Source organism: Anaerolineales bacterium, from assembly GCA_015075725.1.
Classification (GTDB): Bacteria; Chloroflexota; Anaerolineae; order Anaerolineales; family Villigracilaceae; genus Villigracilis.
The window spans coordinates 2,592,563-2,618,070 of the sequence record JABTTV010000001.1 but is presented as its reverse complement, the minus strand read 5'-3'; the positions used below and the strand labels follow the sequence as shown (position 1 = coordinate 2,618,070).

26 protein-coding genes are annotated in these 25,508 nt (G+C 52.1%); 7 read left to right on the top strand and 19 right to left on the bottom strand.

The genetic code is table 11. The annotated features are described in order from the left end of the window. The first annotated feature begins 1 nt into the window (after position 1). The 3 genes from HS100_12580 (at position 2) to HS100_12570 (ending at position 5,315) form a co-directional block, all read left to right on the top strand. Positions 2–2,596 (top strand): DEAD/DEAH box helicase family protein, encoded by a 2,595-nt coding sequence (locus HS100_12580; GenBank protein MBE7434743.1) that lies wholly within the window; start codon positions 2–4, stop codon positions 2,594–2,596. A gap of 104 nt (positions 2,597–2,700) precedes the next feature. Further along, positions 2,701–3,930, top strand: a complete 1,230-nt coding sequence (locus HS100_12575; GenBank protein MBE7434742.1) for a 26S protease regulatory subunit — start codon at positions 2,701–2,703, stop codon at positions 3,928–3,930. Next, positions 3,927–5,315 (top strand): hypothetical protein, encoded by a 1,389-nt coding sequence (locus HS100_12570; protein ID MBE7434741.1) that lies wholly within the window; start codon positions 3,927–3,929, stop codon positions 5,313–5,315. The genes HS100_12575 and HS100_12570 overlap by 4 nt, the downstream gene beginning before the upstream one ends. A gap of 677 nt (positions 5,316–5,992) precedes the next feature. Here the strand turns inward: HS100_12570 and HS100_12565 are convergent. From HS100_12565 to HS100_12475, 19 genes are all read right to left on the bottom strand, one after another. Next, complete coding sequence (locus tag HS100_12565) at positions 5,993–9,313, bottom strand: hypothetical protein (protein MBE7434740.1); 3,321 nt, start codon at positions 9,311–9,313, stop codon at positions 5,993–5,995. Positions 9,314–9,383: 70 nt separating this feature from the next. Continuing rightward, entirely contained in the window at positions 9,384–9,773 is a 390-nt protein-coding gene (locus tag HS100_12560) for a hypothetical protein (GenBank protein ID MBE7434739.1), read from the bottom strand. 10 nt (positions 9,774–9,783) lie between these two features. Continuing rightward, on the bottom strand, positions 9,784–10,860 hold the full coding sequence (locus tag HS100_12555; GenBank protein MBE7434738.1) for a hypothetical protein: 1,077 nt from the start codon (positions 10,858–10,860) through the stop codon (positions 9,784–9,786). Then, positions 10,860–11,123, bottom strand: a complete 264-nt coding sequence (locus HS100_12550; GenBank protein ID MBE7434737.1) for a hypothetical protein — start codon at positions 11,121–11,123, stop codon at positions 10,860–10,862. Before HS100_12550 ends, HS100_12555 begins: the two co-directional genes overlap by 1 nt. After that, complete coding sequence (locus HS100_12545) at positions 11,111–11,677, bottom strand: hypothetical protein (GenBank protein ID MBE7434736.1); 567 nt, start codon at positions 11,675–11,677, stop codon at positions 11,111–11,113. Before HS100_12545 ends, HS100_12550 begins: the two co-directional genes overlap by 13 nt. Before the next feature lie 11 nt (positions 11,678–11,688). Further along, the gene (locus tag HS100_12540; protein MBE7434735.1) at positions 11,689–12,006 is read right to left on the bottom strand and encodes a hypothetical protein; all 318 of its coding nucleotides are present in this window, start codon (positions 12,004–12,006) and stop codon (positions 11,689–11,691) included. Continuing rightward, positions 12,003–12,431, bottom strand: coding sequence for a hypothetical protein (locus HS100_12535; GenBank protein ID MBE7434734.1), 429 nt, complete (start codon positions 12,429–12,431; stop codon positions 12,003–12,005). The genes HS100_12540 and HS100_12535 overlap by 4 nt, the downstream gene beginning before the upstream one ends. Further along, positions 12,424–12,822 (bottom strand): hypothetical protein, encoded by a 399-nt coding sequence (locus HS100_12530; protein ID MBE7434733.1) that lies wholly within the window; start codon positions 12,820–12,822, stop codon positions 12,424–12,426. The genes HS100_12535 and HS100_12530 overlap by 8 nt, the downstream gene beginning before the upstream one ends. 60 nt (positions 12,823–12,882) lie before the next feature. Continuing rightward, a complete protein-coding gene (locus HS100_12525; GenBank protein MBE7434732.1) occupies positions 12,883–13,647 on the bottom strand; it encodes a hypothetical protein in 765 nt (254 codons plus the stop codon). A gap of 29 nt (positions 13,648–13,676) precedes the next feature. Then, complete coding sequence (locus HS100_12520) at positions 13,677–14,369, bottom strand: hypothetical protein (GenBank protein ID MBE7434731.1); 693 nt, start codon at positions 14,367–14,369, stop codon at positions 13,677–13,679. Beyond that, the gene (locus HS100_12515; GenBank protein MBE7434730.1) at positions 14,342–14,737 is read right to left on the bottom strand and encodes a hypothetical protein; all 396 of its coding nucleotides are present in this window, start codon (positions 14,735–14,737) and stop codon (positions 14,342–14,344) included. The genes HS100_12520 and HS100_12515 overlap by 28 nt, the downstream gene beginning before the upstream one ends. Before the next feature lie 8 nt (positions 14,738–14,745). Further along, a complete protein-coding gene (locus HS100_12510; protein MBE7434729.1) occupies positions 14,746–15,123 on the bottom strand; it encodes a hypothetical protein in 378 nt (125 codons plus the stop codon). 8 nt (positions 15,124–15,131) lie between these two features. Continuing rightward, on the bottom strand, positions 15,132–15,848 hold the full coding sequence (radC, locus tag HS100_12505; GenBank protein MBE7434728.1) for a DNA repair protein RadC: 717 nt from the start codon (positions 15,846–15,848) through the stop codon (positions 15,132–15,134). A 73-nt stretch (positions 15,849–15,921) separates the two neighbouring features. After that, positions 15,922–17,091 carry a hypothetical protein gene (locus tag HS100_12500; GenBank protein MBE7434727.1) on the bottom strand — a complete coding sequence of 390 codons (1,170 nt, stop codon included), beginning with the start codon at positions 17,089–17,091 and terminating at the stop codon, positions 15,922–15,924. A gap of 62 nt (positions 17,092–17,153) precedes the next feature. Next, the gene (ssb, locus tag HS100_12495) at positions 17,154–17,564 is read right to left on the bottom strand and encodes a single-stranded DNA-binding protein (protein ID MBE7434726.1); all 411 of its coding nucleotides are present in this window, start codon (positions 17,562–17,564) and stop codon (positions 17,154–17,156) included. A gap of 369 nt (positions 17,565–17,933) precedes the next feature. After that, a complete protein-coding gene (gene tnpB, locus HS100_12490) occupies positions 17,934–19,058 on the bottom strand; it encodes an IS200/IS605 family element transposase accessory protein TnpB (protein ID MBE7434725.1) in 1,125 nt (374 codons plus the stop codon). 129 nt (positions 19,059–19,187) lie between these two features. Then, entirely contained in the window at positions 19,188–19,328 is a 141-nt protein-coding gene (locus tag HS100_12485; protein ID MBE7434724.1) for a hypothetical protein, read from the bottom strand. An 80-nt stretch (positions 19,329–19,408) separates the two neighbouring features. After that, a complete protein-coding gene (locus HS100_12480; protein MBE7434723.1) occupies positions 19,409–20,401 on the bottom strand; it encodes a toprim domain-containing protein in 993 nt (330 codons plus the stop codon). Between the two features lie 219 nt (positions 20,402–20,620). Next, positions 20,621–20,851, bottom strand: a complete 231-nt coding sequence (locus HS100_12475) for a hypothetical protein (protein ID MBE7434722.1) — start codon at positions 20,849–20,851, stop codon at positions 20,621–20,623. A 775-nt stretch (positions 20,852–21,626) separates the two neighbouring features. On the opposite strand from HS100_12475, the gene HS100_12470 reads away from it, so the two are divergent. The 4 genes from HS100_12470 to HS100_12455 all read left to right on the top strand — a co-directional run bounded on the left by HS100_12470 (position 21,627) and on the right by HS100_12455 (position 25,506). After that, positions 21,627–22,571, top strand: a complete 945-nt coding sequence (locus HS100_12470; protein MBE7434721.1) for a hypothetical protein — start codon at positions 21,627–21,629, stop codon at positions 22,569–22,571. Positions 22,572–22,676: 105 nt separating this feature from the next. Next, positions 22,677–23,246: a hypothetical protein gene (locus tag HS100_12465; GenBank protein MBE7434720.1), complete on the top strand. Its 570-nt coding sequence runs from the start codon at positions 22,677–22,679 to the stop codon at positions 23,244–23,246. After that, positions 23,240–24,145, top strand: a complete 906-nt coding sequence (locus tag HS100_12460) for a hypothetical protein (GenBank protein ID MBE7434719.1) — start codon at positions 23,240–23,242, stop codon at positions 24,143–24,145. Before HS100_12465 ends, HS100_12460 begins: the two co-directional genes overlap by 7 nt. Positions 24,146–24,381: 236 nt before the next feature. Continuing rightward, positions 24,382–25,506, top strand: a complete 1,125-nt coding sequence (locus tag HS100_12455) for a ParA family protein (GenBank protein ID MBE7434718.1) — start codon at positions 24,382–24,384, stop codon at positions 25,504–25,506. The last annotated feature ends 2 nt before the right edge of the window (positions 25,507–25,508 follow it).

Sequence of the window (25,508 nt, the reverse complement as noted above, 5' to 3'; positions counted from 1 at the left end):
CATGACCTTCCAACGCAAAGAATATCAGGAAACCGCTTTAGGAATTTTGAAGGACTACCTCGAAGTAGCCCGCGTTCACGGTGCAGCGGATGGCTTCGCCCGCATCACTCGTGACTTGGGGCTGACTCGCACGTACAAACCTTTGCCTCCTCTGCCAGAAACACCTTATCTCTGCCTACGCATCCCAACAGGTGGCGGCAAAACCTACATGGCAGCCCGCAGCGCTTCCATTGCCTCGAATGTCTACCTTGAGGATGAATACCCAGTAATCCTGTGGCTGGTTCCAACCAACGTTATCCGCCAACAGACGCTTGAAACCCTCCAAAAACCCAACCATCCCAACCGTGAAGCCCTGATGGATGCCTTCAAAGGGCAGGTCAAGGTGTTGGATATCAGCGAGTTTACCCAGATCCGTCCGCAGGATTTGCGTGACCGTGCCTGTGTTGTTGTTGGAACATTTGCCAGCCTTCGCGTCAAAGACACAGACGGTCGCAAAGTCTATGCCCATAACGAACACCTTGAACCGCACTTCGTTAACCTACCAGCCGGGATTGAAGGATTGGATACCATTGAGGAAGGCGCAGAAAAAGGAAAACCAAAATATTCCTTCCGCAATCTTCTGACGATTCATCGTCCACTGGTCATCATCGATGAGTCGCAGAACGCTGCGTCAAAACTCATGCACGAAGTGTTTGAGCGCATCCAGCCTGCCTGTGTTTTTGAGTTTACCGCCACACCAACACCAAACAGTAATATTCTATATAACGTATCTGCCTCTCAACTCAAACACGAGCAAATGATCAAACTGCCAATCGTGTTGACCGAGCATCAGACCTGGGGCGAAGCCATTCAGGATGCAATCCTCACCCGCAACAAACTTGCAGAAATCGCCGCCAAAGAGCCCGATTTTGTCCGCCCAATTGTCCTGATCCAGGCAGAGGAAAAAGGACGCGAAGTCACCGTGGATGTGGTGGAAAAATTCCTGATGGAAACCTGTCGTATTCCGCGCGAGCACATTGCCATCGCTACAGGTACACAGCGCGAGTTGGATGGCGTCAATCTCTTCGATCCCAACAACAAAATAGAAGCTGTCATCACCATTGAGGCTCTAAAAGAAGGCTGGGACTGTTCCTTTGCCTATGTATTTTGTTCGGTTGCCACCGTCCATTCCAAAAAGGATGTTGAGCAGTTGCTTGGACGAGTGCTGCGTATGCCGTACGCCCGTGAAAGAGTCCACACCGAATTAAACCGCGCCTATGCTCATGTCTCATCCACAAGTTGGACAAGAGCCGCTGAACAGATGGAAGACTGCCTGGTAGATATGGGCTTCGACAAACTGGAAGCTGAACAGTACACACAGGTTCAACTCCCAGTCAGCACCGAGCCTGTCACATTCAAACCACAGGAACCTGTTGTCTTCATCCTCACTGAAGAACCTGACCTCTCGAAGTTTGATTTAGTGGAACAATCACAACTCAAGATCGAAACAGGCAGCGATAACCGCCTGCTTCTTCGCGTATCAGGAAATGTCACTCCTGAACTGGAAAAGAAGATTATTGCATCTGTCCAGGAAGAAGACCGTCCCAAAGTCGCTCAAACCATTGCGCAATATCACCAGCTCCCCAAACGCCCTCTCTCACCAGCAGAACGTGGTGAACCATTCCTTGTTCCTCAATTGACTCTGTTTCAGGATGGCGAACCTGAACTGGCTGAATACGTTTTGGACGACCATCTTTGGAACATTCTCGACTATCCCGCCGAACTCACCGAAGACGATTTCAAGATCGAAGAAAAAGCCTCCACCTATGAATTTGACATCAAAGGTGAAAGACTGACCTACAAGTTTTTAGGCAAACAACTTCCGCTCGATTTCAGCGATACAGAAAGCGGTCTAACAGATTTGCAACTTACCCGTTGGCTTGAACCGCGATTGAGACAGCCAAACATCCGCCCCGAAAACCTTTTGGAATTTACCCGCAAAACCCTAAAACAATTGCTTGATAAGCGAAACATCCCGCTTGTCACGTTGGTGCGCGCTCGTTTCCAACTGCTCAAAGCAATGGCTGCCAAGATCAAGGAATACCAGGTCAAAGACAGCAGCTCCAACTATCAGGCGCTCCTGTTTGGTGACAACACCACCGCAGAAACCACCTACGATTACTACTTCAAGTTTGATCCAAACACCTATCCAGCCAGCGATTTCTATCATGGGCGATACCAATTTAATAAACACTATTATGGTAGCGTTATTGGCGCCTTCGATACCGATGAGGAATTGGAATGTGCCAAAGCAATTGACCAATGTAATGATATCAAATACTGGGTGCGAAACCTAGTTCATGACACTTGGGCTTTCCGCCTCCCACTCTCGAACGGAAAATTCTTCTACCCCGATTTTGTTGCATTGCTAAATGACGGGCGAGTAATGGTCGTCGAATATAAAGGTGAACATCTTATAGAAGCCTCCCAGGAAAAGAAAAATATCGGCGAGAAATGGGAAGACAAGAGCAACAAGATAGCGCTTTTCCTTATGACTGTGAAACGTGACGAAAAAGGCAGGGATGTTCACAAGCAAATTGAGGATAAGGTCAAGTAAAGATAATCTATTAGTAGCGAAAGTCCATAGCGAGTGGGCAGAAAACGCTAATAGTTGTAGTTCCAAATTTTTAGGTGGCAGAATGAAGGCAGAAAGTCACACTTATGAGTAATTATGATCAAATAAGCCCGATAAGCAATGTTGCCAGGGTTCGTGCCATCGAGGATAATGGCTGCCGACTTTATTTGGAATTTCCAAATGGTGTGGTCACTACGGTCAGTAATGATGAGCCATTTGAATTTAGAGTCGGCTCTGTCGTTTTAGTCCGTATTAACGAGAATTATATTGAGTCCGCTCCTGATGAATTGTGGCCCGAACCGCCATTTATCGGCGTAGTTCGATTAAAGCTCGCGGATACTACTATTGTCGATGTTGGTGGTCGTTGGATCATGCTTCCCACAAACGATATCGTCTATAGTGAAGGGAATACCGTTGAAGCAAAGAATTCTTCTGGGGTAATTCGTGTCCTGGCAAAAGACCCTATTAAGTACCTTGACCTGCCAGCTATTGATGATGCCACCATTTCGAGTTTTAAATTGGCAAAAGGGGCAATTAAAGACACCTTTGATGACTTCGGTGGTCTGCAGGATGTTGTCGAAAGAGCCAGAAAACTCATTGAAGTCCCTTTACAGCATAAAGATAATCTGGCAAAGATTGGAACGCGCCCAATCAAGGGTGTTCTGTTCACGGGACAGCCAGGTACGGGGAAAACAATGTTGGCAAGGATTATTGCAAATAGTACAAAGTCAACGTTTTACGAAATTAGCGGACCAGTGATATTTAGTAAATGGTATGGTCAAAGCGAAGAGTTACTCCGCAAGTTGTTTGCAGATGCGGCACAACAAGAACAGGCGATTATCTTTTTCGATGAAATTGACAGTGTGGCTGGTCAGCGTGCCGACGAATCTCATGAAGTCTCCCGTAGAGTTGTCGCCCAACTTCTTACTCTTATGGACGGCTTTACCAAAAACAACGTTGTTGTTATCGCAACATCTAACCGACCCCAAGATATTGATGCTGCTCTAAGGCGACCAGGTAGATTTGATTGGGAGATCAATTTTCCTCTCCCGAATCGGCAGGATCGTGAATTAATTCTTCAGACATCAGCAAAACACTTGGCTATTTCAGGCGATTTGCCACATGCATGGGTGGCACAAAATACTGAGAGATGGTCAGCGGCAGATTTAGCAGCGATATGGACCGAGGCAGGTCTACTGGCAGCCGCAGATGACAGGTCGGTCATTTTGACAGAAGACTATATTGGAGGCTTTGAATTGGTTAAGGACCAAAAGCGCCGAGCAGTGAAGTTGTCAATGAAAGGTGATGCAAAATGAGTTTTTTGACACGTTTCCAGGTATGGTTTCGCCAATGGCGTAGGAGACGGGCCGCCCGGAACAAAACAGGGACATTAAGGGAGTTTGTCTATCTTGATGAAGTAAGTGTTTATAGCCTTATAGCTTCAAGGCTTGGTCCAATAGCTACGGAATTTACAGATACTGAAACAACCTCCTTGCAAAGCGAGATCGGGAGTTCGATTGGAGCCGGGGCAGGGCTCGCTAAAGCTGACGTGAGTTCCCGGATATTGAACAACCAAACCAGTGGAACGCAGGTGCTCCGAAAATCGATTATCCAGACCGCATTTAAAGATCTTTATGAATACGAACTGGATTCATTAAGCATTAAGCCCGTGCCTGGTGTCCTGAAACCGCCTAAGATAAGCAACAGGAATGATCTCCTTGTTGCGACCCAGTCGTATGTAGATGGGTATTGGATAATTGATCCAGAAAAATTGTCACGGGGAGAGTTGTTCGAATTAGAAGTTCAACTTGAAGCCGATCCGATATTCCGTGTAAACGCAGTAGCTTCAACTATTCTTGAAATTCTTGAAAAAGATGCTGAAAGTCTTGGCTTGAATACGAATGATGAACTTGAACAGATGAAATCTGTTGGTCGCATTCTTGAGAAACTCCTTGCGGGGCTTGTTCCAATTCGCGGTAAAGCCATTGACTATTGCGGAGTTGAACTAGATGGAAAAGAATGGATTGTTAACCGCAAGCTCTTGCAGGATATCCAAACTGACGATGAATTACACACCTTTCCAGTTTTCGTAGTTGGTGTCGCCGAGCAGGTTCTTTTTTGGAAAGACCTTCGTCGCATATTGTTCTCGAATGCGTGCTATCGTGTTCTTTGCAGAATTGCGCAGACTGGCTTACAGGCGTCATGGACTCCAGTTAAACTAGCTCAGGTTTTCGAATCAGTGATTCCTGGCTTTTCCAACCAAATCAATTTGGCAGGATTGAATACCCTTGTGTCCATGACCGAGACAAACAATGCTGGAAAAAAGGCAATTTCAACACAACAACGTATGCACACTGCCTTGTTGAATTATGCCAAGTTGATTTCAAATCATTTTAAAATAAAGCTCACACCGCAAGATGAAGAACAAATCGATCTACTTGCAATCGAACATTCTGCATTATTTGGCACACAAGAAACAAGACTGGAAGCATTTGTATCCATCTCTACACACCTAGCCGAAAAATTTAAGACCAAGACAGAGCCACTTATATTTGCCGAGTATCGAGCGAGTGCGCTTGCAGGCGCCGGACTTGATTTCGCCGGTAAACCTATCCCGTTGGCTTCTGTCAAAACAGAAGTCTCCCAAACAGATACCCATGAACGCTTCATCAATTCTGAGGTTGTTGCAATTTACTGGTGAGACGTTTTGTGAAGGACTATCGCATTTCAAGCAGAAACATCATATAAGAGCAGTGCTCCCGTCAAGCCGCTTTCATTAGTGCATCTGATTTGGCCATCCAATCACTGACTGTAAGGTTAAAACAAAAAAGCCCCTGATTTTCAACCAATCAGGGGCTTGCTGTCTATATAAACCTGAACCTTATCAGATATTGTTGCAGCCTTTCATGCGAGATCACTCTTCCGCTGTAGTCTTCCCGCCACGACCCATCTTCCAGCGGTGTGTACACCAGCGGCTTTCTCGCTGGCAACACCAACCCGCATTGGAACGGCAATCGAGTCTCGAACAACCGTCGGCGTTCCTCTCTGCGTCTGCGGAACAACTCTCTCCTGCTAAGCCGCTTCTTTGGCAATTCACCCCTGAAAAGTGGTGCTTGCACCTGGACTAGCGACTTATCAGAATAAGCCGTGCGAGAACTCGGTTTGCTTCGGGTACGAACACTCTTCCCAGATGTTGATGTAATTCCCGCACACTTGGGACCCATCCCACGAGCAATGCTCATGGGAGACTTCAATCGCCGACCACATTTTTTGCATCTTGGTTGTTTTTCCATCGTGACCTCCATCATAGGATAGCGCAGTCCGGGCTACACACCCGGACTGCTGTCGTTTCCTGCTTCAATTGTGGAATACAGGGCTTTAGAAAAGGGATACTTGATTTTGTGTCACCTGTCTGGAACGTACTCGACTAGCCGACCTCCCGACCACACCTTTGTTGGTCATCCAGTCAGACCAGGAAACCGTCTTGGGCATTTCAGGAACTGGTAACGGCGCACTTGGAACTGTCGGGCACCCCATTGGCGAATTGGAAACCACTACTTCATCGGCAAACAGGGATTGCAGATCGGGCAAGTCTGCTGACTCCAAGGCTTCACGTGCCAACTTCATGAGGATGTCCCCTTCTTCCTCAGGAACAATGGCACCACCCACATTATCACCATACAACAACTGGGCTGCTTTCATTTTCGCACCGATGAGCGCGAGGGCTCGTGACTCCATTGTGTCGTTGTAGACCGAGAAGATTGCCTTGACCGGTTTCGTCTGCCCCAAGCGCCAAACCCGCCTGAGACTTTGCCAAAGCACATAAAGCGAGTACTCGATCTCAAGGAACACAACGGACGAGAAGGCGATCAGATCCAACCCGGTTGCCACGAGTTTGGGATTCACCACCAAAGCATCCAGTCCGATGACACGCCTTGCAATCCAATCCTCGCGCTTGCGAGGATTGACACCGCTGGATAAAACCTCGGCACGCACCCCGCCGTCCCGTAGGATTTTCAAGATACGATCCTGAATGTCCCGCGTTCCAGTCTGGCGCAGGTAGATCAAGACCTTGCGCCCCTGTTGGCGTTCCGCACGGCAGAAATCCACCAGCCAGGACTCCTTGGGCATGGTTCCGTCATCGACCACAGCCGGCAGTTCCATCAATTCCTTTCTTCGAATTACTTCTCCTTTCTGATTAACTTCATCCACCTCCACCACTTCATTTCGGAAGGCGGAATTTGGTCGCGCCAGAGTCCATTGCAGCCAGGTGGAAAGATAGCGCCTGTTCTTGATGGCCAAGTCGCGTAACTTCTTTGCCATCGAACGATACTGCCCACCCTGTTCGTCGGTCATTGTCAGCGTCACAACTTCTTCTGCATAGTGAGGCAGGGCAAGTCCCAAGTCTTTCAGGGAAAGGAATACAGTCGTATCGAGCAGGCGGTTCACAATGGCGGGTGAAATCCCAGGTTGTTCCTTTGCTTGATTCTGGTATCGCCGATTACCGGTGAAACCATCCTCATCCCCATCCTCCGTGGCGCGTTTGCTTTTACGGGTCATCTCCAAGACACCATACAACCTCGCCCAGCGTTTTTCATCGTTGAAGGCAAAGTCTTTTCGTACGCTGGTATTCAGGCGATGGAGCAGCCAAAAGATGGATGTGCTTCGACCGCCAAAGAAGGTTCCGGTCAGGGTCAGGGTGTATTTGGTTGAGGCAACCAATTGATGAAAAGCGATACCCCGATCCGATGCCTTGGCTGCGAGTTCGTGACATTCGTCCGCGATCAGCAGTTTGAAAGCGCCTCTAGCTTGTTTCGCAATGTATTCGGCGATTGCCCACCGACGACCAGTGAATTGGAACAAGGGTGTACCGCAAATCCGTTTTCCCCAAACCGGCTTCCTGTTTTCATCTTGTACAAGCCTGCCTTTATCGTCGAGTTCATATCCACTGATCTCTGCCTCACAAAATCGGCGTTTGTCACCAAGGTCATCCAGACTGGTAGCCACCTTGGTAAAACCACCCGGCAGATTGATCTGAATTGGCGATCCGCATGTTGGGCATGTCAGTGCTTCAAAAACCCGCCCATCTTCATCATCCACAAACTTTCTGCGCGTCACGGCATGTTCCCAACCTGCGCCATATTTTGCGGAGGTATGGGCAATCACAGCAACTGCCCTATGACCTAGTTCACCTGCTTTATAAAGATTCAGGAACCTGCTCACATCATTTACATCGCCCAGATCATCCGCATTGCGACCAATCCGCTTCAGTTCCATTGCTCTTGCGCCTGGGATGGTCTCTTCGATTTCCCTGATCCATTTGGGCACAAGATGGGGTGGACATACCACAATGGCGGGATAGGCATTCAGAAGTTCCATGACCGCTGAACCCACCGAGCTTTTACCCACGCCCATCTCGCCCTGCACGTTACCAACGCCGTGTTTCTTTATTGCCCTTGCAACGCCAGCCGCAATATGACGTTGTGTTGGTAACAGTCCCGGTTTTTCCTGTCCGGGCAATGGCTTTCGCTTCGTTCCTAATGTGTCCAGGATCGCGGTCTCTTCCTGAGTCGGATCGAAGTTATACAGAGGGCGGTACGTGGACAGGATATGTGCCCCGATCTGATCCCCATACTTGTGCATGAACTTGGAGAGTGGATCAACGGTATCAATGATCTCGATCCCGTTTTGGCGCAGGATGGCAACCGTGGAAACGAAACGGTCACGGAAGATTTCAGAGGTCACATTCCCTTTCTTGTCTGTGTTTTCCTCGATCTTCTCCGTGACTTTCACTACCCGACCTTTGACCAGCATCGGTTTACCGTCATCATCGGTCAGTCGCAGCGTTCCCATCATGCCGGATGCCATCAACATCGCGATGTGTCCCTTCTTTAAGGGCATGACCGGCTGCTTCAATTCACCCAACCCACGTGACGGGTTGAGCAGGTCCAACCACTCCTTGGAGGAATGCAATCCGCGTTTCTGAGTGGCATCCACGATCTCTTCCGGCTGCCAATCCAGGCGGGAGAAACGGATGGGTTGTCCTCCCGATCCTTTGTCTGATGCAGGAAGCAGTTCATACAAAGGTTCATCCACTTCCACCAAGATGGGCGGTTCCACATCTGCCCATGCCTGCACCTGATGGACTTCCTCATGAGATGGGATCTTGTACTTCACCCGCTTGGTCGCCATCACAATGACCTGATTGAATCCGGTTTCAGGATAACGGTAGATGCGAATGTTCTCGTAATACCCAGCCAGATGGGATGCAACATCCGGATCACGCAGCAAGGGATGCGGGACGATGTAGATCAAGACACCGCCACGAACTAGTTTGGGAGTGGTGGATTTCAGAAATTCCAGTTCCAAACGCTTCTGGTCGCCGAGGCGATCATGGCTATAGGGTGGGTTGAGGAACAACAGCGTGATGGACTCGCTGGTCAGATGACAGGAACCCCAGGGCGTGTTGAAGAGGCGGTCCATCTTTTCTGCCGCCAGTGCGGCACGGGCTGGGGAAAGTTCAGCGCCCCAACTCTGGCAGTTCAAGGCTTTTGCCAGAATGGATGCGGCGGTACCTTCACCGGCGCAGGGATCAAGCAGCCTGCCAGAGTCGGCAGGCTTGAAATAAGTTTTTAGTAGTGTAGCGACATAATCTGATGTGGCGTAGAAGCCCATTTTTTCGAGAGCGGGGGGACGCATGGTAATCTCCTTTTGGAAAATAAAATCCCCCACACCAATTGGCATGGGGGATCGGGTTTATTTTTTCTACTTACTTCACCTTACAAAACAACCGCCCGGCGATGTTCACAAAGCCGAGCGGTTCATTCTTGTCCAGGTTCACGAATTCCGGTGTGCCGCATGACCAGTCCGACTCTGAATGACGGAACTGGATCACCAGCGTGCGATGTTCCTTGCGGAGATCGGTCCACAACTGCCAGACCTCTCCACGTCCATCGCAGATGGTGAACTCGAAGCGCTGGAGGGCTGCTTCTGCCATATCTTGTTTCTTTGTCTTCACTGGAATTTTCACATCCACGAACCTCAGCAGATGCTGCCAGTCGGCTTTGCGCATTTGCGCCAGCCAGTATGCCAGGGGATCGTTCGAATTCAAGGCTTTGTTCATATCGAAGATCTCCTCTGTAGGAATGGAACGTAACATGGGTTGCCTCCTATATCTTCAAGACTTCCTGCTCCAGCAGGTTCTGCACCAGGTCCTGCCAGGGTTTGGACAGATCGAGCCTGACTCCACCACGGCAATCCCCACCCGTAACCAGCCGCTGAATGTATTCTGCATCCAGCGCATACTCCCAGAGCGTCTTTGCCCACGCGTCCAGGATGGGAAAGGCAAGCGTCTCCTGCAGGCGTTTCAGAGTCAGTGCCTGCAATTGTGCTTCAACATTCCCATCTTCAAAGACCAGGGCATAGGCGGCATCGTCCTTTGCCTCCCACTTGCCAGGCAATGCCTTGCGGCAGACGATCCCGGCGTGCAAGACGTTGAACTCCGGCAATGGTTGTGTCAGCATCTTCACTTCGCCGTCAGCGAGTACGGATGTGCCACGCATGGAACAACTGCCTTTGCCACGGATCAGTGACGCCCAGAGACTCTCGACGCTGGTCTTGTGGGCGGCGATGCCGACATACACCAGTGTGTGCTGATAAGGTCGATCCTGCAACACTGCAAAGCCGGTAACATCGGCGCGCGTATGGGCATTGGTCAGGGCAGGAATGCGTCCTTCCGGGTAGAGGTGCTGAACAGGAGAGGCATCCTCCGCCGGTTCGATGCGATAGACGTACACACCCGCATTGACCCGTACCAATTCCTGGTTGATGTCCCGCAGCAATTCATGCGCGTTCAAGCCCACATTGATGGCAGTGAAGGTGATCTCGATCTCCTCCACCTGAATGCGGACAGTACGAGCGTTCATATCCACGGTTGCGTTCCCCGACACCCAATCCTTGATGTTCTTCAAGACAGGCGGCAGATCAGCGCCGGGTAATGGGGTAAACCACAACGCCCCATGAAATGGGACATTGGGAACCGACTCAAATTTCCCATACGGCGCGGTATACCGATCCCTGCCCTGAAACTCGACATCGGGCAGGTCGTTCAATGCTGGCAGCCAGAACTGTTCATAGGAGGACACAAGTATCTTTCCATTTGTGGTTGCCTCTTTTTGAGCAGTCCTCAATTCTTCAATGCGTTCCTTGATGTATTCATCTTCATAGGTTTCTGTCCATGCGTACATTATTCCTCCGGGGTAGTGATGGTGAGATGGAAATCCAGCAGCCCGAAGACCTCCCCTTCCTCGGGGTCATCACCGGCTGTGACGGCTGGTTGGTATTCGGTCAAGTAACGCCAGTCCAGGATGTGACTGCTATCCGAGCAAATGCCGTTCTCGGATAGCAGTGCGGACATTTCATCAGCGACTGAGTCCGGGTCGGCATCGGCGGCGACCGCGATCTGGATGGTCAGGATGCGAACCTGCTGATTGGGTTTTACGGCGTGCATGTTTCCTCACTTTCCTCCACATGGATGCGGTCCTCCTCGCGGATGACCGACAGCCACGGCTCTACCTCCTCCGAATGGCGCGGCTCACAGCCGATCAGGATCGGCACGTTCGGCGTTTCGTCCGCCAAGGATTTGGCAAGTGCGAGTGCCTTCGGCAGATTGCCGTGAATGTGGTTTGGGAACAACCCGACCTGATGGGCGATCAGGTTCCCCTTGCGCCAGACCTTGAAGACACCTTGTACTTCCGGATAACGATCTTCAGGCAGGCGTTTCCAGTCCAGGTGATATTCTTGCAGGGCGACTCCCAGCGTGATCCAGGTGATCCCCAGTTCCGCGTCGTGTCCTTCAAAGAGATCCTTCAAGACTGCGACTGCGTCGTCCTTTGTGATCGGGATGCCCGCGTTCAGGGCAGTTTCCAGCAGGTCATCGATCTGCCAGACGGGGGCAATCTTGTCCTGCCAGTAGCGATGTAGGATGCACAGCACGTCCTCGTTTGGGATGTGCAGTTCGGTTGAAATGGCGTCGGCCATTTCTTCAATGACATAATCGTTCATGGTTTATTCCTTTACAGATGCAGATGGGAATAGGTCATGCCATCGTCACCAAGCAGCGAGTAGTGAATGGCATAGGCTTTGCGGATGTGGCGGCGTGCGCCGCGTTCGAAGCGGAAGAGGGGTTCGTTTTCGTACAAATACTTCCTGGATGTACGGCGAAAGATCGTCCAGCCGATGGCATCCGGCGCGCCAGGTTGACTGCGTTCGATCTGAACACGTACACCGCTCCGCAACAAGGATAGGGTCCGCTCCAGAGTCAGCGGAAGCGCTGCCTCCGGCAGGGTTGCCTTGAAGGGCAGGATGACCAGGTCCGGTTTGGTCGGCATCATGGTGTCCCGTCCCCTTGTGTATCGAGCCAGCGCTTTAGCTCCTGCCTTTCCTTTTCGATCTGCTGAATGAGATCATCACGCACCTGCTTCTCATCCCAGCCGGAGCGATGCGCCTGGTCCAGTTCCTTTAGGAATTGCACGATGTCGCGCTTTTCCTCAGGGACAGGATCAAAGGTGGGATCGGTAGTCGCCTCCACGGAGACATACTCATGCCAGGGATGATCGTCTTCGCTCACGAGATCGAAGAAGCGTTCCTCAAGTTGCACCTGTTGGGCGATGAAGAACAATCCATCGGAGAGAACGGAACGTATTTGTGTATCAACTTCCTCAACGCTCCGTTGTGTTTCATTCGGGAGAATGACTTCGCCATGCTGCTTGTAATTGCTGGCATCGCGGTACATGTAGACAAAGCGGATGTTAGTCATCGGACACCCTGCCTCCCTCCGCCCATCCTTGTGCCTTGATATTGCGCGCCCACATGCTCAGGAAGGAGGAGACATCCTTGTGGAAGCGGGTGTCCACATAGGTCTTTCCATCGCGCTCGATGAACTTCGAGCGATACCCGAAGAAGGCTTGGGTGATGCCGGTTGGCACCCAGGAGGGATAATGCAATTCCACATCCGGGTCGGCGATCAGGTCGCCGTTTTGTTCGAAGTAATGTGCGACGGAGATCATCTCGCCGTGACGTTCGATCACCAGCGGTTGATAACCCTGCTTCTCAAAACGCACATGGAAGGAGTCTTTGTTCTGGAATTCCTCCAACAGGTTGTGGGACTTCAACAGATGTTCGATGGTTTCTTGAAAGAGTGTGGTCATTTTGGTTTCTCCATAAAAAGTTTGGAGGGCGACATGGTCGCCCTCCAAATGTCTATTGATCTATTCGTCCCAGCCGCTGATGCTGTCTTCCATTGCGGCTTCCAGCCAACCGTCATCACCGAGACGGGAGGCATTTTCGTATTGTTCAACCAGTGGACCTTCATCCGGTTCGATATCCGCCTCCTGGTACTCGTGATCGGGACGCAGGATGACATCTGCCGGGAAATCACCTGCCTTCCAGATCGGGAGCGTGCGCGCGACTTCATAGCCGGGCTTGCAGAAATCCTGTGGGTCGAGTTCCGGTGAAACGATCACCACGTATTCATCGGAGTCGGAGGTGTAGTGCACCAACATGTACGGTCCGATTTCGGAGAGCGCCGCCTGTTTGTATTCAAAAGGCGGTAAGGACACACCGGCTTCGCCAAACAGCCAGGTGATCTTTTCCTTGAGCCACTCGATGTCGGCATCGCGGTTGAAGATCGTGCGGCGTTGGAAATCACGGGGGATGTCGGTCAGGTTGCAGAACTCGTCCGGCTTCTGGTCTGCCAGGGCGTAGGCGGAGGTCTCGATCTCCAGACCGACAATGATGTCTTCCTCCCATTTCCAATGCACACTGCCGACATACTCACAGGGCTTCGAAAACGCGCCGGGATTCATCACGATGCCATCCCAGCCTTTGGGATGATCCTGTGGAATACACCAGACTTGAAAGCCGCCACTGCCCGCTTCGAAAATCGCGGCAGGATGAGGATTGGCGGCGATGTCCAGTTTGCGCGCCAGGTCGAGCACAGGTTTCATTTTTTGATGTTCAGAATGGTGAGACATGATTTGCTCCTTGTAGTTGTGATTTGGATCTATCCGCCGCGCGGACCGTCGTATTCGTATTGATGATGAAATTCCTCGATCCCCTCAGACCAGCGGGCATGTCCGCTGAAGCCCATGCCGCCTTCGAAGTATTTCAACTCGAAGGTGTGGTCGGGGAACATGGAGGCAAGTTTCTCGATCACGGGGATGGGTGGACTCCAGGCGGTATCGAATTCCAGGAAAGCCTGGATGGGTTCCGCATCCGGCAGGGGACTGCCGCACTGCTGGCAGGTCAGGACAACCATCATTTCAGTCTTATGAACCGTCTGGCAGTAGGCGCACTTGGATGTCTTGCGGAGAGGCTTGGATGAGTCGGCGCGTGTGGTGAGATGAACATGACAGGCGTTCCATTTTGTCTGCCAAAATTCACAGCACCACTCATAGCCGCCTGAGTTGAAGCCATCCTTGATCCACGGCGTGCCGGGTTCCACACCATATTCCGCGCCGAGCGCTTCGAGTTTTTGTTTGCGTTCCGGGTCATCGTTTGCGATGGCGTTCAGTTTTTCCCGATACTCTTCCGCGCGTTTATCCATATCGCGATACATCTGCGGATAGGGGATGATCGTGTTGAAGTCCAGGATGCGAACATCTTCATCCTCCCCGGATTGGGAACGGATGGTTTCGAGAATCTTGTTTACATCGGGACCGGTAATGGTCAGTTCGTTTTCAGCCCAATTAGGCATGGGATTGCTCCTTGTTTTTTAAAAATTTCCTGCCGGCTTGTGACCGGCAGGGTGGGACTTGGCGAATATTCAGCTTGATCCTGCGCATCGCATTCCAACGCAATGGAGAGTGCCTCAGGCGTCATGTTTTCCTCGACGATGAGCTGTTCCATGCGTGGGTCGGCGCGTGCCAGGCGTTCGGCATCGGCGGCTGTGCGGATGTTTGGATTGTTACTTCCATAACGTGCGAAGTAACCTGCGCCGACGCGACTTACGAAGGGTCCGATCACAGCCTTGTACAAATGTCCGTGAGTTTGCTTGTTGGGAATGGCAGTAGAGTGAAACAGGATCAAATCATCCTCTCCACGCTTGCCGAGATAGAAAGGCATGTTCCCTCCTAAAAATCCTGGATCAGTCCCAGCAGGATCAATTGCTCCTTTTCCTCGACATGCAAGCGCAAACTGGTTTCGATAAAACTACCACTGAGCTTGTCGTCGCGCAGGAAGTCGAACGTGAAGGAAAAGGAGGGACGCTGGTCAAGAACCAGATGGTGATGCGCCATCCAGAGAGCATCATAGAGTTGCTGATCGTGGTCGTCCTCGTCATCGGCATGAATGGGCATCAAGGCATCGCTCAACGCTTGGCTGATCTCCACCTTTTTGGTGAAACCCAGGCAGGCGGTTGCCCAACCCGCATTCAACCAGGTGGTGTTCTTGAAGATGCTTTTTACAGCGGGTGCAACAGCAAAGGTGAGATTGAGAGTCAGTTGTTTCATCTCGCCTCCTAGTTGAAGCCTAACCCGCGTTCTTTGAGGCTGACCCACTTGCCCTGCCCGATCACGAGATGATCCAGCAGGTCGATGTCAAGCAGTTTGCCGGCCTGCACAATGGCACGTGTGACCGCCACATCATCCGGCGAAGGCGTGGGGTCACCGGAAGGATGGTTATGAATCAAAATCAGGGCGGAGGCATGGCGGCTGATTGCGGCTTGAAAGACCTCGCCCACCCGCACCTGGGAGGAATTAACCGATCCCTGATACACCTCCACGATCTCCAGCACGCGGTTGCGGCGGTCCAGCAGGATCGTTCTCAAATGTTCCTTTTCGAGCAATGACATTTCAGCCTGCACCAGTGCAGCAGCATCGGCTGGTGAGTTGATCGCCGTGCGTTCATCGCTTGGCATACTCAAACGCAACCCCAGATTGAGCGCCGCCTTGATGCGGATGGCGGTTGCCTGATGGATGCCTTTTACTTTGGCGAGTTCGGAGGGATGCGCCTGGTACAGGCGACGGATGTCGCCATCGAAACGCGCCAGCAGCGCCTGCGAGAGTTCGATCTGTTTGGCCCCGCCGATCACTGCGGCCATGAGTTCGGTGATGTTGCAGGCAGTGGGATCCTGGGTGATGCGATAAGCAGGTTGTTCGCGCAGGGGCATGGTCTTGAGGATGGGTTGTTCATAGGTGGACGGGGATTGGAGCAACAGGGAATTGTTGTCGTTCATGGGACTCCTTGGGAAATGAAAGACGGCATGGAGCCAATGACTCCATGCCGTCTTTGTGAATATGGTTTACTGGTTATGCCATTGCCATTTCGGGCAGAGAGATGGCGATGGCTTCATCCTCCGGGAAGGGATCGCGGCTGCCCTCCACCATCATCGGCATGATGACCGCTGTGAAACTCCCGGCTTCGATCAGGATCGGCTTTGTGTTATTCGTGATGCGCATGACCAATTCGCCCTTGCAGGCCTCCGCCGCGCGTTTCAGGAAGGTCGCGGATAACCAGGCTTGGGCATTCTCACCGCTGGCAGTCCCTTCCAGGATGTTGCGACCCTGGCCGGTTTCGGTTTCTGCTGACGCGATCTTTGCAACGCCATTCACGGCTTTGAGGAAGGTGCTTTGTGTGCCCATCGCATTCACCATGCGGATGGATTGCATCAGGCTGGCTTGCTGGATTTGAAGGATGGCGATGGCGTTCTGCCGCGCCTCCTCGATCAGGGTCTTGATCTGCGCCGATGGGAAGTTGCCATCTGCCGTGACAGTCGCCAGGGTCAGGTCTTTGGAGTAATCCGGGTTGGTGATCTGAAAGATGTAACGGTTCTCACCTGCTGTGCCCATGCGCACGGTGTCCCGGTCCTCAACCAGTGTGGACAGCAGTCGTGCGCTGCTCAACGGGAGCGATACGGAGGTTGGTTCAGTGGGACCCTCGATGCTCTCCAGCACGAGCCCGGCAGAATATCCATCAGCGGTCTGCGCCATCACCGTGTCGGAGTCGAGGATTAGGTGAACAACCTGCAGGACGGCGCGCGAGTCATCCGTGGAGGCAAAGGGCAGGGCGCGCATCAAACTGCGAAAGATGGTTCCGGAGAACGTGGCAACCGTTTGAATGCTTTCCTCGCCGATCACCGGAAGAGGTTCATCCACAATGCGCAGGCTGGTGCGGTTGGAGGTTCCCTGCTCGATGACCAGCGACGACCCATCCACATGCAGACGGAGTTGACCTGCCAGAGTCTCCACCACGGCTTTCAAGGTGGCGGCATCCACACAGACGGAAAGGTCTTCACTGCAATCGACATTCACAGTGGAACGCGCAGCAGTCTCGCCGTTGAAGCAGGACAGGCGCAGGATGCCATCTGGTTGCACATCCAGACGCACGAGGGCAAAGGCGGCCATCAAGGTGCTTTTCGTGCTGGCGCGGGTGACGGCATTCAATGCCGAGTGTAATAAATCTTGTTGAATGGTGATCATTTGTTAGCTCCTGAAAAAACAGGTGGAAGTCCTGTGGACCTCCACCTGTGATTCAAATTGGGTTAATACTGAATGTCGTCTTCAGCCGTATCTGCTTGCGCGACAGCCGGCTCATTGTTCTTGTTATCCAGGAAATGGATCTCCAAGACTTTGAGTTCGTAATCCGCCGCAGCCGTGCCGTCTTGACGAATCCAGATGCGTGGACGGCCCGTGGCTTTGTCCGGTGTCAGCCGGCCTTCGATCAACACCTTGCTGCCTTTTTTCAGATACTGGTTGCAGACCTCACCGAGTTTGCTCCACGCTGTACAGCGGAACCAGGTGGTGACCTTGACCGTCTCGCCCTTCTCGTTGTTGTACTGGTCATTGGTGGCAACGTTGAACGTCGTCACGGCTGTGCCTGTCGGGGTGTAGCGCATTTCTGGTTCACCACCGAGGTGACCGACGAACACTGATTTGTTGTATTGCTTGGACATAGAGACTCCTTGTTTTGATGTTGTTTTTTGAAATTACTTGCAGATGTCGTGCAGGTGCTGATCCACCTCGTACACAGAGAGTGAGAGAAGACATTTTTTATTCTCCTTGGAGAATAAAAGACGGCGCACAAGCAGTCCGCCGTCTTCGTATTCATTTTCTTTGTGCGTTTTGTTTTTTACTACGAGGAATGTGATCGTGATGACTTCATCATCGAGGAAGGGATCCTTGCTGCCGTTCTCCGAAACCTATTCAATACTATCCAGGATAGTTTGATGTTCGGTTCCTGCTTCAACGAGCGTTGCCTGGAAACCAGGTCTTACATGCTCTCCACAGGCATATCATTCCGCGGAACTCGCGGTAGCCATGCTTTAGGCCATATATATCAATTGCTCAAGATTTATGGCTGCATTCAAGTCACGATCAATCTCAAAACCACAGATATCGCAGTGATATATGCGCTCACCCAAGGAGATACTTACTTTCACCTGCCCACATCGCGAACAACGCTTTGTGGAAGGAAAATATGGATCAGCCATACGTACGTCACAGCCATACCATATACCTTTGTAAGTCAACTGGCGCTGAAACTCATGCCAGCTCACATCGGAAATGGCTTGTGCCAGGCGATGATTTTTCATCAACCCCATGACGTTTAGTTTTTCGACCATGATGATTGACTTGGATTTAGCTAGCCAGGTTGTAGCCTGGTGGATGGAGGCTTTTCGAATGTTTGCCACATGCGCATGTGCTTTCGCAAGTTTTCGTACAGCCTTCTGGCGATTGGCACTTCCTTTCTTCCGACGAGATACCGTGCGCTGTAAGTGTTTGATCTTTCTAAGAGCCTGTCCCAAACTATGTGGGTTTTCGAAATACAGGCCATCGCTCACTTGTGCCATGCGATGAATTCCAAGATCCACACCGGCGACCGGCTTGTTGGAATTTTCCGGATCAGGTATTTCCATTTTTACCTTTAGTGAAACGTACCAACGATCAGCTTTTTCACTGATCGTGGCACTCAGAATATGAATATTGTGGGTGGGTAAATATCCGTGTTCTTTCATTCGCAGGAGACCCAGACGTGGTAATTGGATCCTTTTTTCAAAAACATGTATCTTGCCGGTCAGACGAAAACGAGCCGGGCTGCGATTTTTCGTTTTGAATTGTGGAAAACCCACCTTGATATTTTTGCCCGCTCTCTTCTGCTTCACCCTTTGAAAAAAGCGTCGAAAGGCATTGTCCAGATCACGCAGGGCTTCCTGGGGTGCACACTTTGAAACTTCATACATCCAGTTAAATTGAGTTTTCTTGAGGGCGATGAGCTCCTTGTGCAGGTCGATGGCGGTGGGTGTCTTTTGTCCAAGTCGATACGCCTCCATCTTACGGGATAAACCCCAGTTGTAAGCGAAGCGCGCCGCACCAGCATTCCGGCTACAAGCCGTTATTTGGGCTTTGGTTAGGTCCAACTCAGTTTTGTAGGCACGATAGATTTCCATAAATCGGTAAACCTAATGGGATGCCATTGAGTTGGCAAGCCAGAATTCATGGGCACCTGCGTAGCAGCCAATAACTACCCTTGCTCTTTGTTGCTTTGACATGAGAGTCTCCTTGTTTTAGGTTTGAAATTACTTGCAGATGTCGCGCAGGCGCTGGTCCATTTCATACTCGCCGGAACCAACGTATTGGATGAACCGCACGATGAACCAGACCGCCCAGATCAGGATCAGGGCGGCGATGATGGAAGCGAAGAGAGTGAGAGCAGACATTTTGTTTTCTCCTTGGAAAATGGAAATCGGGGAGCGATGCAAGATCGCTCCCCGATTCAGGGAATGGGTTGGATTTGAATTTATAGAATGGACGGCCACCATCCACTCAGGATGGCTTCGTCCGGATCGAGTTGGTCGGGAGGTCGCAGGGTGCGCACTTTCGCGCCACCGTGTCGGATGGATGCCGACACACTTTGTGCCCATTCGACGCCGGCTTTGTCCGGGTCGCGCAATAGCAGGTACTCATACTGCGGATGTTCGCGCAACCACTGGTGCATTTTTGCGGAGGGACTGGCGCCGTTGGTGTAGACCGCGACCGTGTCAGCTTCGCGTCCCAGTTGGTGGATCTTCTGGGCGGTGATGAGCATGTCGAACAATCCTTCCAGCACGATCAACGTGCGCGTGGTGGGAGTGATGCGCCAGCTTCCGAGCGGTTGTACGCGATTGCCCCAGGTCTTGTGATTCTTGAGCGGTGTGAAATTGCGCGTGCCTTTTGGCAGTTGCTCCTCCGGGATGTAACGCACGTTCATCACAGCCGGGTGTGTCGGCGGGTCGGCATACACCACACCGCCCGCCCACAGCCAGATGCCGTCACGCCGCACCATCATGGATTGCCGTGCAGCATCGATGATCTCACGATGGACTCGTGGAACGGGAATGCCATAGCCAAGTCCGTAGACCAGTGCGGTATAGGGTGTCACGCCGCGCCCAGCCAGATAGTCCCAGGCAGGGGAACGCTGTACAACCGAGCGCGCTTCCGACACGGCTTCATCGAGCAGTTGCACCTGTGTCGGCGGACGTTTGGGGCGTGTCGGTGTAGTCGCCGATACACTTGGCTTCCAATCTTGACCCAGCTTTTTTTGTAATGACTTCAGCGAACCACCACTGGCGCCACAGCGCAGGCACTTCCAGTATCCGCTCTGCAGGTTGACGCCGAAGTTGGGTTGCCCACCCTCCCCTTCCCGACTCGCGTCGTTATGGAAGGGACACCAGAAGATGGCCCAATTGCGATGATCCTCCACTCGAACCGCCGTTCCCAAAATTTCTTCGGCGGCGGACAGGATGTTTTCCATGTGCTTTTCTGCGACCTCCTTTACGTCTGGTTATCTGCCGATACAGCGTGCGATGGCAGCCATGAGGACCGTGAGCCAGTGATGAGGCTGGCTGGCGGCGATGGCGACCAGGATGAGAAGCATTGCGAAGGTTCTCATGATCTATCTCCTTGTTTGGATGGATTAAAAAGTCCCAGGGAGAAGGCATGATCACGCATCCGCGCAGTCCAGCATTTCGGCTCATTCCACCTCCACACTCGCCCAGCTGGGCGCGGTGGTATACACGGCTGCATCTTCGTGCAGCAGTGTAACGTCGGCGGTATACAGGTAGTCCCCTTGCTGTCGTCCGGCGGAGGCGGCGATGTTGATCGCCTTGCCATTTACGATCACCATGCGTTCATTGGCTGGGAGCGGAAAAGGCGCGTAAATCTTGACGGTTTTTACGGTTGTGATATGATCGGGCTTGTACATTTTCAGTACCTCGAAACCGTCCAGCCACTAACTGGGCGGTTTCACTTTTTATCTGCCGGGCCTCTCACCCCGGCGAGTCCTCGCTGTGAATCAAAAACGGGCGTTTGCATGGGAAGTCCATGCACAACGCCCGTTTGTGTTGAGGGGAGTATTCAGTTTTGGGGTTGGTTCGATCAGCCTCCTATGAGGGTTTCCAGGGAATATTTTTCACCGACACACCCATGAAAATCATGCAGTGTGTCGGTTCCGACATTGGGCTTGTTGGGGAAGGTTGAACCTGTTCTGATGGGTTCCCATTTTCCAAGCGTTTGTTATTTCTTTCAGTGAGTTCATGCAAATTTCCAAACAAGCCTGTTTCGTACATGGGGAAAGTGGATGATACGGATGAATTGATTTGGGGATGGTGAACTTGGGCTCCTTTCGTTGAATGGATGGTGGGGATTGAATACAACAGCAGAAGCCCGGCGGTTTGCCAGGCTTCTTGAAGAGAGGGATGGATTGTGGAAAATAGGAACAGTGCGGATTATATGGAGTTTGAGAAAACTGTCAAAGTACGTAGGCGGCAGATATTCCTCTTGCATATCATTATGCGACCTGTAAAAACGCCCCTATTCCCTACGGGTGAACTTGTGTGTGGGGACCGGGAAATGCAGCCACAGGATGCCATCGGACACATCAATAATCCCCTTTCCGGGGGTTATTCAGAGGCGACACGTTCCTCATACCCCCTGACAGCCTTTCGTATCATCGCGCAAAAAACGAATAAGGATACGAAATGGACATCAAACAAGAATGGAAAAAAAGCTTTACATGGATCGTGCTTCTGGTTTTGACGCCGGCAGTTTTATTCGCTGGACTTAACTTTCAGCAGTTGGTTTCCGCCTGGATGGTTTCGAATGAGACCCGGCAACTGGAACGACGAGCCGCCTTTGCGCCGGAGGGTCTGCAAAATCCTGCGTCGCTGACAGATGATTTCGAAGCTGGACTTTCCACGGCATTTTGGGATTTCACGATCATCAACGGCGCCGGACAGGCATCGAACGAAACCGCCTGGCACGCGGCGGAATTGGAGATCGATCATCAACTCACCCTCCGACATGTCCAGGACTCGGAATTCGAGACGGAAAGCGCGGACTGGCACGAACCCTCCAGCGAGCAATACAACAACGTCACGTTGATCGGCGGCAGTGGCTTCCAGCCCACATCATCGAGCGACGTGATCGTGGAATTCAAAAGCCGGGTGGATGAGAATTTTTATGGAACGGCGGGAGTTGTCCTGCAGCCACAAGGCACACTACAGGCAGATGGTCTCTTTGCCAAGCCGTTCGATATGTTTGGATTTTCAGTGATCGGTAATGAGTCCTCCTTCAATGGCGCCAATGGTTCGGTTTGTTATCTGGCGCTCAATTGGGCGCCTGTTCAGGTCGAAGCCATGAACGTGGACCCGGAAGTGTGGCACACCTATCAAATCCGCCTGCACCAAGTCAGCAGGATCGAATGGATGGGAACCGTGTCGGTGGATGGGTCGGAACTGTGTCGGATGACGATGCCGGCATTTGGACCAGTGGAAATCCAGGTCTGGAGCGATAATTATCTGGTGAGCACCCAGCCGCAGCGATGGTGGCAGATTGCACCGGTTCTTGAGTTGGGTTTCCAGGATGGCGGGAACAAGGAGTTTCATCTCGATGACATTCGGATCTTTGAGGAGGTTCGGGAATAAACAGGCAATATCAATACGCCCGGTCGTGAACCGGGCGTATTTTTTTGGGTGCGGTAAGCGACACATGCAACCCACCTTGTCCTCCTGGACAGTATAGTCACGTCCATGAGTGAGTCGTACCAGTCCAAACAGGAACGCCGGCAACGGTTGTTGGAGTCAATGCCCGAGGGACTTCGTCCGCACGTCTCCGTGCGCAACATCGAAGCCGTGGCAGCGCTTTCTCCACAGGCACAGACCCGTTTGCTGGAAGCCGTTCAGGCCGGGCTCAAGCGATTGCCACGTGCCATTGAACAATTACGCTCCGACCCGCAGACTTCCGTTGCCGAGCTGCTCGATCCTCCTGCACAACCTGAAACAGAACTGCCTGCTCCGACCGACTCTTCATCCATTGGACAGGATGTGGCGGATCTGATCCAGGAATGCTTTCCAGATATGCCGCGTGTTTCGGCGGAAGCACTGGCAGATGCGGATGTTATGCAGGTCGTTCGATCCGTTGCAGAGACCCATCAGCAGGTATTCAAATCGGATCACATCAAAACGGATTTCGTCATGCTGACTTTGTATGGATTGATGCGACAGACACTCGAACAGCTTGAAGAGATTATTGAAGAAACCCCTGCCCTGCGGCAGGCTTTTGAAAAAAACAACGAATGGAGAAAAGAAGAAACATGTTGAAACGTATTGCCTCAACCGGCGTGAACCTGGTGGTGCTGGGCGTGTCAGTTGGAATTTTTTTGGTGGCGTTCATCGCCCTCAATGCCCTCGGTGCGGCGCAGAAGCCGCCTACCATTTCTGTGTTATCCGCCACGCGTGACTTGAATATTGGCGACGTCATTATGGCAAATGACCTGGCGGTCAAGACCGTCTTTCAGGATGACAACGCCAGTCTGTATATCCCCGGTGAGGAAGTGACTGGTGTGGTCGGTGGCATTGTCGCCCAACCCATTGGAAGCGGACAGCCGGTCTTTCGCAACGCCATCGTAGCGCCAGCAGCAGAAGGCACGCGCCTGTCGGCTGTGCTGGCTCAATTCCCTGGACACAGTTTATTCCCGCTTCCCTTGGATGCCATGAATTTGGTATCACCGGATGCGGAAGCCTTCCTGCCCGGAGACCTGATCGGCGTGACTGTGGTGATCAGCACCCGACCGCAGCAGATGAGCACACCGACCCCGATGCCGGAACTCGTCATCGATCCCGGATATGTGGAACCAACCGCTCAACCTTCGACGCTTGAATTGGAACAGGCGGATGCCATCAACCGTTCCTTCCCGCCGCTTGCCAAGGATCTGTTCCCGATGGGAGTGCGCGTGATCGCGGTACAAGGACTGCCACAACCAACGGAGTCCTCTGAAGACAGTAGCTCCTTCAACCTGGACACCCAGCCGAAGATGTTGATCCTGCTCGTTCCCAATCAAAGCCGCGAAGTATTGTCGCTTGCCCTGCAGCAGGGAGATCGTTTGGTGGTGTCCTTGATGGCGCGCGGCGATGAGACGCCTTCCGCTGGCTTTACCTATTGGGACTTCGAAGATTTGTTCAAGCAGGATCGCGAAGAAGTGTTGGGAGGAGGACAATAATGCAGGTTTTGTTGCTCGGTGCGGGAACCGTGACATCCCGTTTGAACATGCAACTCGCGGAACAAGGTCATTCCGTCATCGCCCAGATTGCAGCCTTTACTCCACAACACATTGACCTATTCGATTTCCGGGCATTGGTGGTGGTATCGCCAGAGTCTTCTGTATCACCAGAAAGTCTGGTCAAGGCTGCCGAACGCGGCAAGCTGATCTTCGTGGTCGCTGGGGTCGGCGATGGCATGGCGTCCTGGGCGAATGGTGTTGGCGTTCCTTCCATTGCCTATCCTCCTTCGGATGTGGACATCAATAAACTCTATGAAGAGATGCGTCGTGCAGATGCTGGTAATCTGGCGGCAGATGATCAGTATCGCCGTGCGGTGCTGGGCAGCGACATGTCGGCGCACATTCAATCCGGCATGGCGGTGCGCAAGATCGCGATTACATCGCCGAAAGGCGGTACGGGTAAGACAACGGTAGCGGTGAACCTGGCAGTGGCATTGGCTCTTAGTGGTATCACCACCTATCTTGTGGATGCCGATGGCAACGCCGGCGCTTTGCAATATCACATGCGCATGGAACGGGTCAATACGACCATGATCGGTCTCTTGCGCCGTGAGATCGCCAAAGCCAACAAAGGCGTGATGGGCGACGTGGCATCGGGAGCAGCGTATCTCAATGCCTTCACTCCGTTGGAAAATCTACCGACCTTGAGAGTCCTACCAGGTCTCATCACTGATGATCTTGGAGATGAAGTTCTGCAACAGGAAGGTAAAGTCGCAGAGGTAATTCAAGGGTTGTATGAGGCAGGAGTTGCCGCGGGTGGTGTGGTCATCATGGATGTCGGTATCAACCCGGCGCATGTCGTGCATCGTGCCGCCTTGAAAGCCGCCGAAGGCATTGCCATTGTGATCAAGCCGGAAATTCCCGATCTTGCAGAAACGCGCCGCTGGATCGCACGCATGATCAACTCTCTGGCAAGTGTGGTCGGCAAGGGCAGTGCCCATGAATTCGTTGGGAGTCGCGTCAAGCTCTGCTACAACCAGGTCGTGGGCGATGGTTTCAAGGCGGCACACAAGATGTTGCAACAAGCTTTGAGTGAGGACAAGATCGAACTCGCCTTGATCCCAAATGGCATCATTCCCATTGTCGATCCACGCCTCGCTGCCCAAGCTGTGAACTCGGATCGGCGTGAGGATGTTTTGATCTGGCGCTACAAGAAGGAGAAGTTGGAGGAACTCGGACCGTTCGCCGATTCATTATTGGGTTTTGCTTCCCACTTTGTGCCCGCTGTGCGTGAAGGCGCATCCCGCATTGGGCTATTGCCGAACGCTCCGAAAAAACGTAGTTGGTTTGGGAAAGGGTAGAC

What these genes read in the sequence shown, in the direction of transcription:
- HS100_12470 (MBE7434721.1), top strand. Translation starts at nt 21,627, where the DNA reads ATGGACATCAAACAAGAATGGAAAAAAAGCTTTACATGGATCGTGCTT.
- HS100_12475 (MBE7434722.1), bottom strand. Translation starts at nt 20,851, where the DNA reads ATGTACAAGCCCGATCATATCACAACCGTAAAAACCGTCAAGATTTAC.
- HS100_12455 (MBE7434718.1), top strand. Translation starts at nt 24,382, where the DNA reads ATGGCGTCCTGGGCGAATGGTGTTGGCGTTCCTTCCATTGCCTATCCT.
- HS100_12460 (MBE7434719.1), top strand. Translation starts at nt 23,240, where the DNA reads ATGTTGAAACGTATTGCCTCAACCGGCGTGAACCTGGTGGTGCTGGGC.
- HS100_12465 (MBE7434720.1), top strand. Translation starts at nt 22,677, where the DNA reads ATGAGTGAGTCGTACCAGTCCAAACAGGAACGCCGGCAACGGTTGTTG.
- HS100_12580 (MBE7434743.1), top strand. Translation starts at nt 2, where the DNA reads ATGACCTTCCAACGCAAAGAATATCAGGAAACCGCTTTAGGAATTTTG.
- tnpB (MBE7434725.1), bottom strand. Translation starts at nt 19,058, where the DNA reads ATGGAAATCTATCGTGCCTACAAAACTGAGTTGGACCTAACCAAAGCC.
- HS100_12555 (MBE7434738.1), bottom strand. Translation starts at nt 10,860, where the DNA reads ATGTACGCATGGACAGAAACCTATGAAGATGAATACATCAAGGAACGC.
- HS100_12530 (MBE7434733.1), bottom strand. Translation starts at nt 12,822, where the DNA reads ATGACCACACTCTTTCAAGAAACCATCGAACATCTGTTGAAGTCCCAC.
- ssb (MBE7434726.1), bottom strand. Translation starts at nt 17,564, where the DNA reads ATGTCCAAGCAATACAACAAATCAGTGTTCGTCGGTCACCTCGGTGGT.
- HS100_12525 (MBE7434732.1), bottom strand. Translation starts at nt 13,647, where the DNA reads ATGTCTCACCATTCTGAACATCAAAAAATGAAACCTGTGCTCGACCTG.
- HS100_12485 (MBE7434724.1), bottom strand. Translation starts at nt 19,328, where the DNA reads ATGTCTGCTCTCACTCTCTTCGCTTCCATCATCGCCGCCCTGATCCTG.
- HS100_12560 (MBE7434739.1), bottom strand. Translation starts at nt 9,773, where the DNA reads ATGTTACGTTCCATTCCTACAGAGGAGATCTTCGATATGAACAAAGCC.
- HS100_12540 (MBE7434735.1), bottom strand. Translation starts at nt 12,006, where the DNA reads ATGATGCCGACCAAACCGGACCTGGTCATCCTGCCCTTCAAGGCAACC.
- HS100_12545 (MBE7434736.1), bottom strand. Translation starts at nt 11,677, where the DNA reads ATGAACGATTATGTCATTGAAGAAATGGCCGACGCCATTTCAACCGAA.
- HS100_12570 (MBE7434741.1), top strand. Translation starts at nt 3,927, where the DNA reads ATGAGTTTTTTGACACGTTTCCAGGTATGGTTTCGCCAATGGCGTAGG.
- HS100_12575 (MBE7434742.1), top strand. Translation starts at nt 2,701, where the DNA reads ATGAGTAATTATGATCAAATAAGCCCGATAAGCAATGTTGCCAGGGTT.
- HS100_12510 (MBE7434729.1), bottom strand. Translation starts at nt 15,123, where the DNA reads ATGAAACAACTGACTCTCAATCTCACCTTTGCTGTTGCACCCGCTGTA.
- HS100_12500 (MBE7434727.1), bottom strand. Translation starts at nt 17,091, where the DNA reads ATGATCACCATTCAACAAGATTTATTACACTCGGCATTGAATGCCGTC.
- HS100_12565 (MBE7434740.1), bottom strand. Translation starts at nt 9,313, where the DNA reads ATGCGTCCCCCCGCTCTCGAAAAAATGGGCTTCTACGCCACATCAGAT.
- HS100_12520 (MBE7434731.1), bottom strand. Translation starts at nt 14,369, where the DNA reads ATGCCTAATTGGGCTGAAAACGAACTGACCATTACCGGTCCCGATGTA.
- HS100_12480 (MBE7434723.1), bottom strand. Translation starts at nt 20,401, where the DNA reads ATGGAAAACATCCTGTCCGCCGCCGAAGAAATTTTGGGAACGGCGGTT.
- HS100_12535 (MBE7434734.1), bottom strand. Translation starts at nt 12,431, where the DNA reads ATGACTAACATCCGCTTTGTCTACATGTACCGCGATGCCAGCAATTAC.
- HS100_12515 (MBE7434730.1), bottom strand. Translation starts at nt 14,737, where the DNA reads ATGCCTTTCTATCTCGGCAAGCGTGGAGAGGATGATTTGATCCTGTTT.
- radC (MBE7434728.1), bottom strand. Translation starts at nt 15,848, where the DNA reads ATGAACGACAACAATTCCCTGTTGCTCCAATCCCCGTCCACCTATGAA.
- HS100_12550 (MBE7434737.1), bottom strand. Translation starts at nt 11,123, where the DNA reads ATGCACGCCGTAAAACCCAATCAGCAGGTTCGCATCCTGACCATCCAG.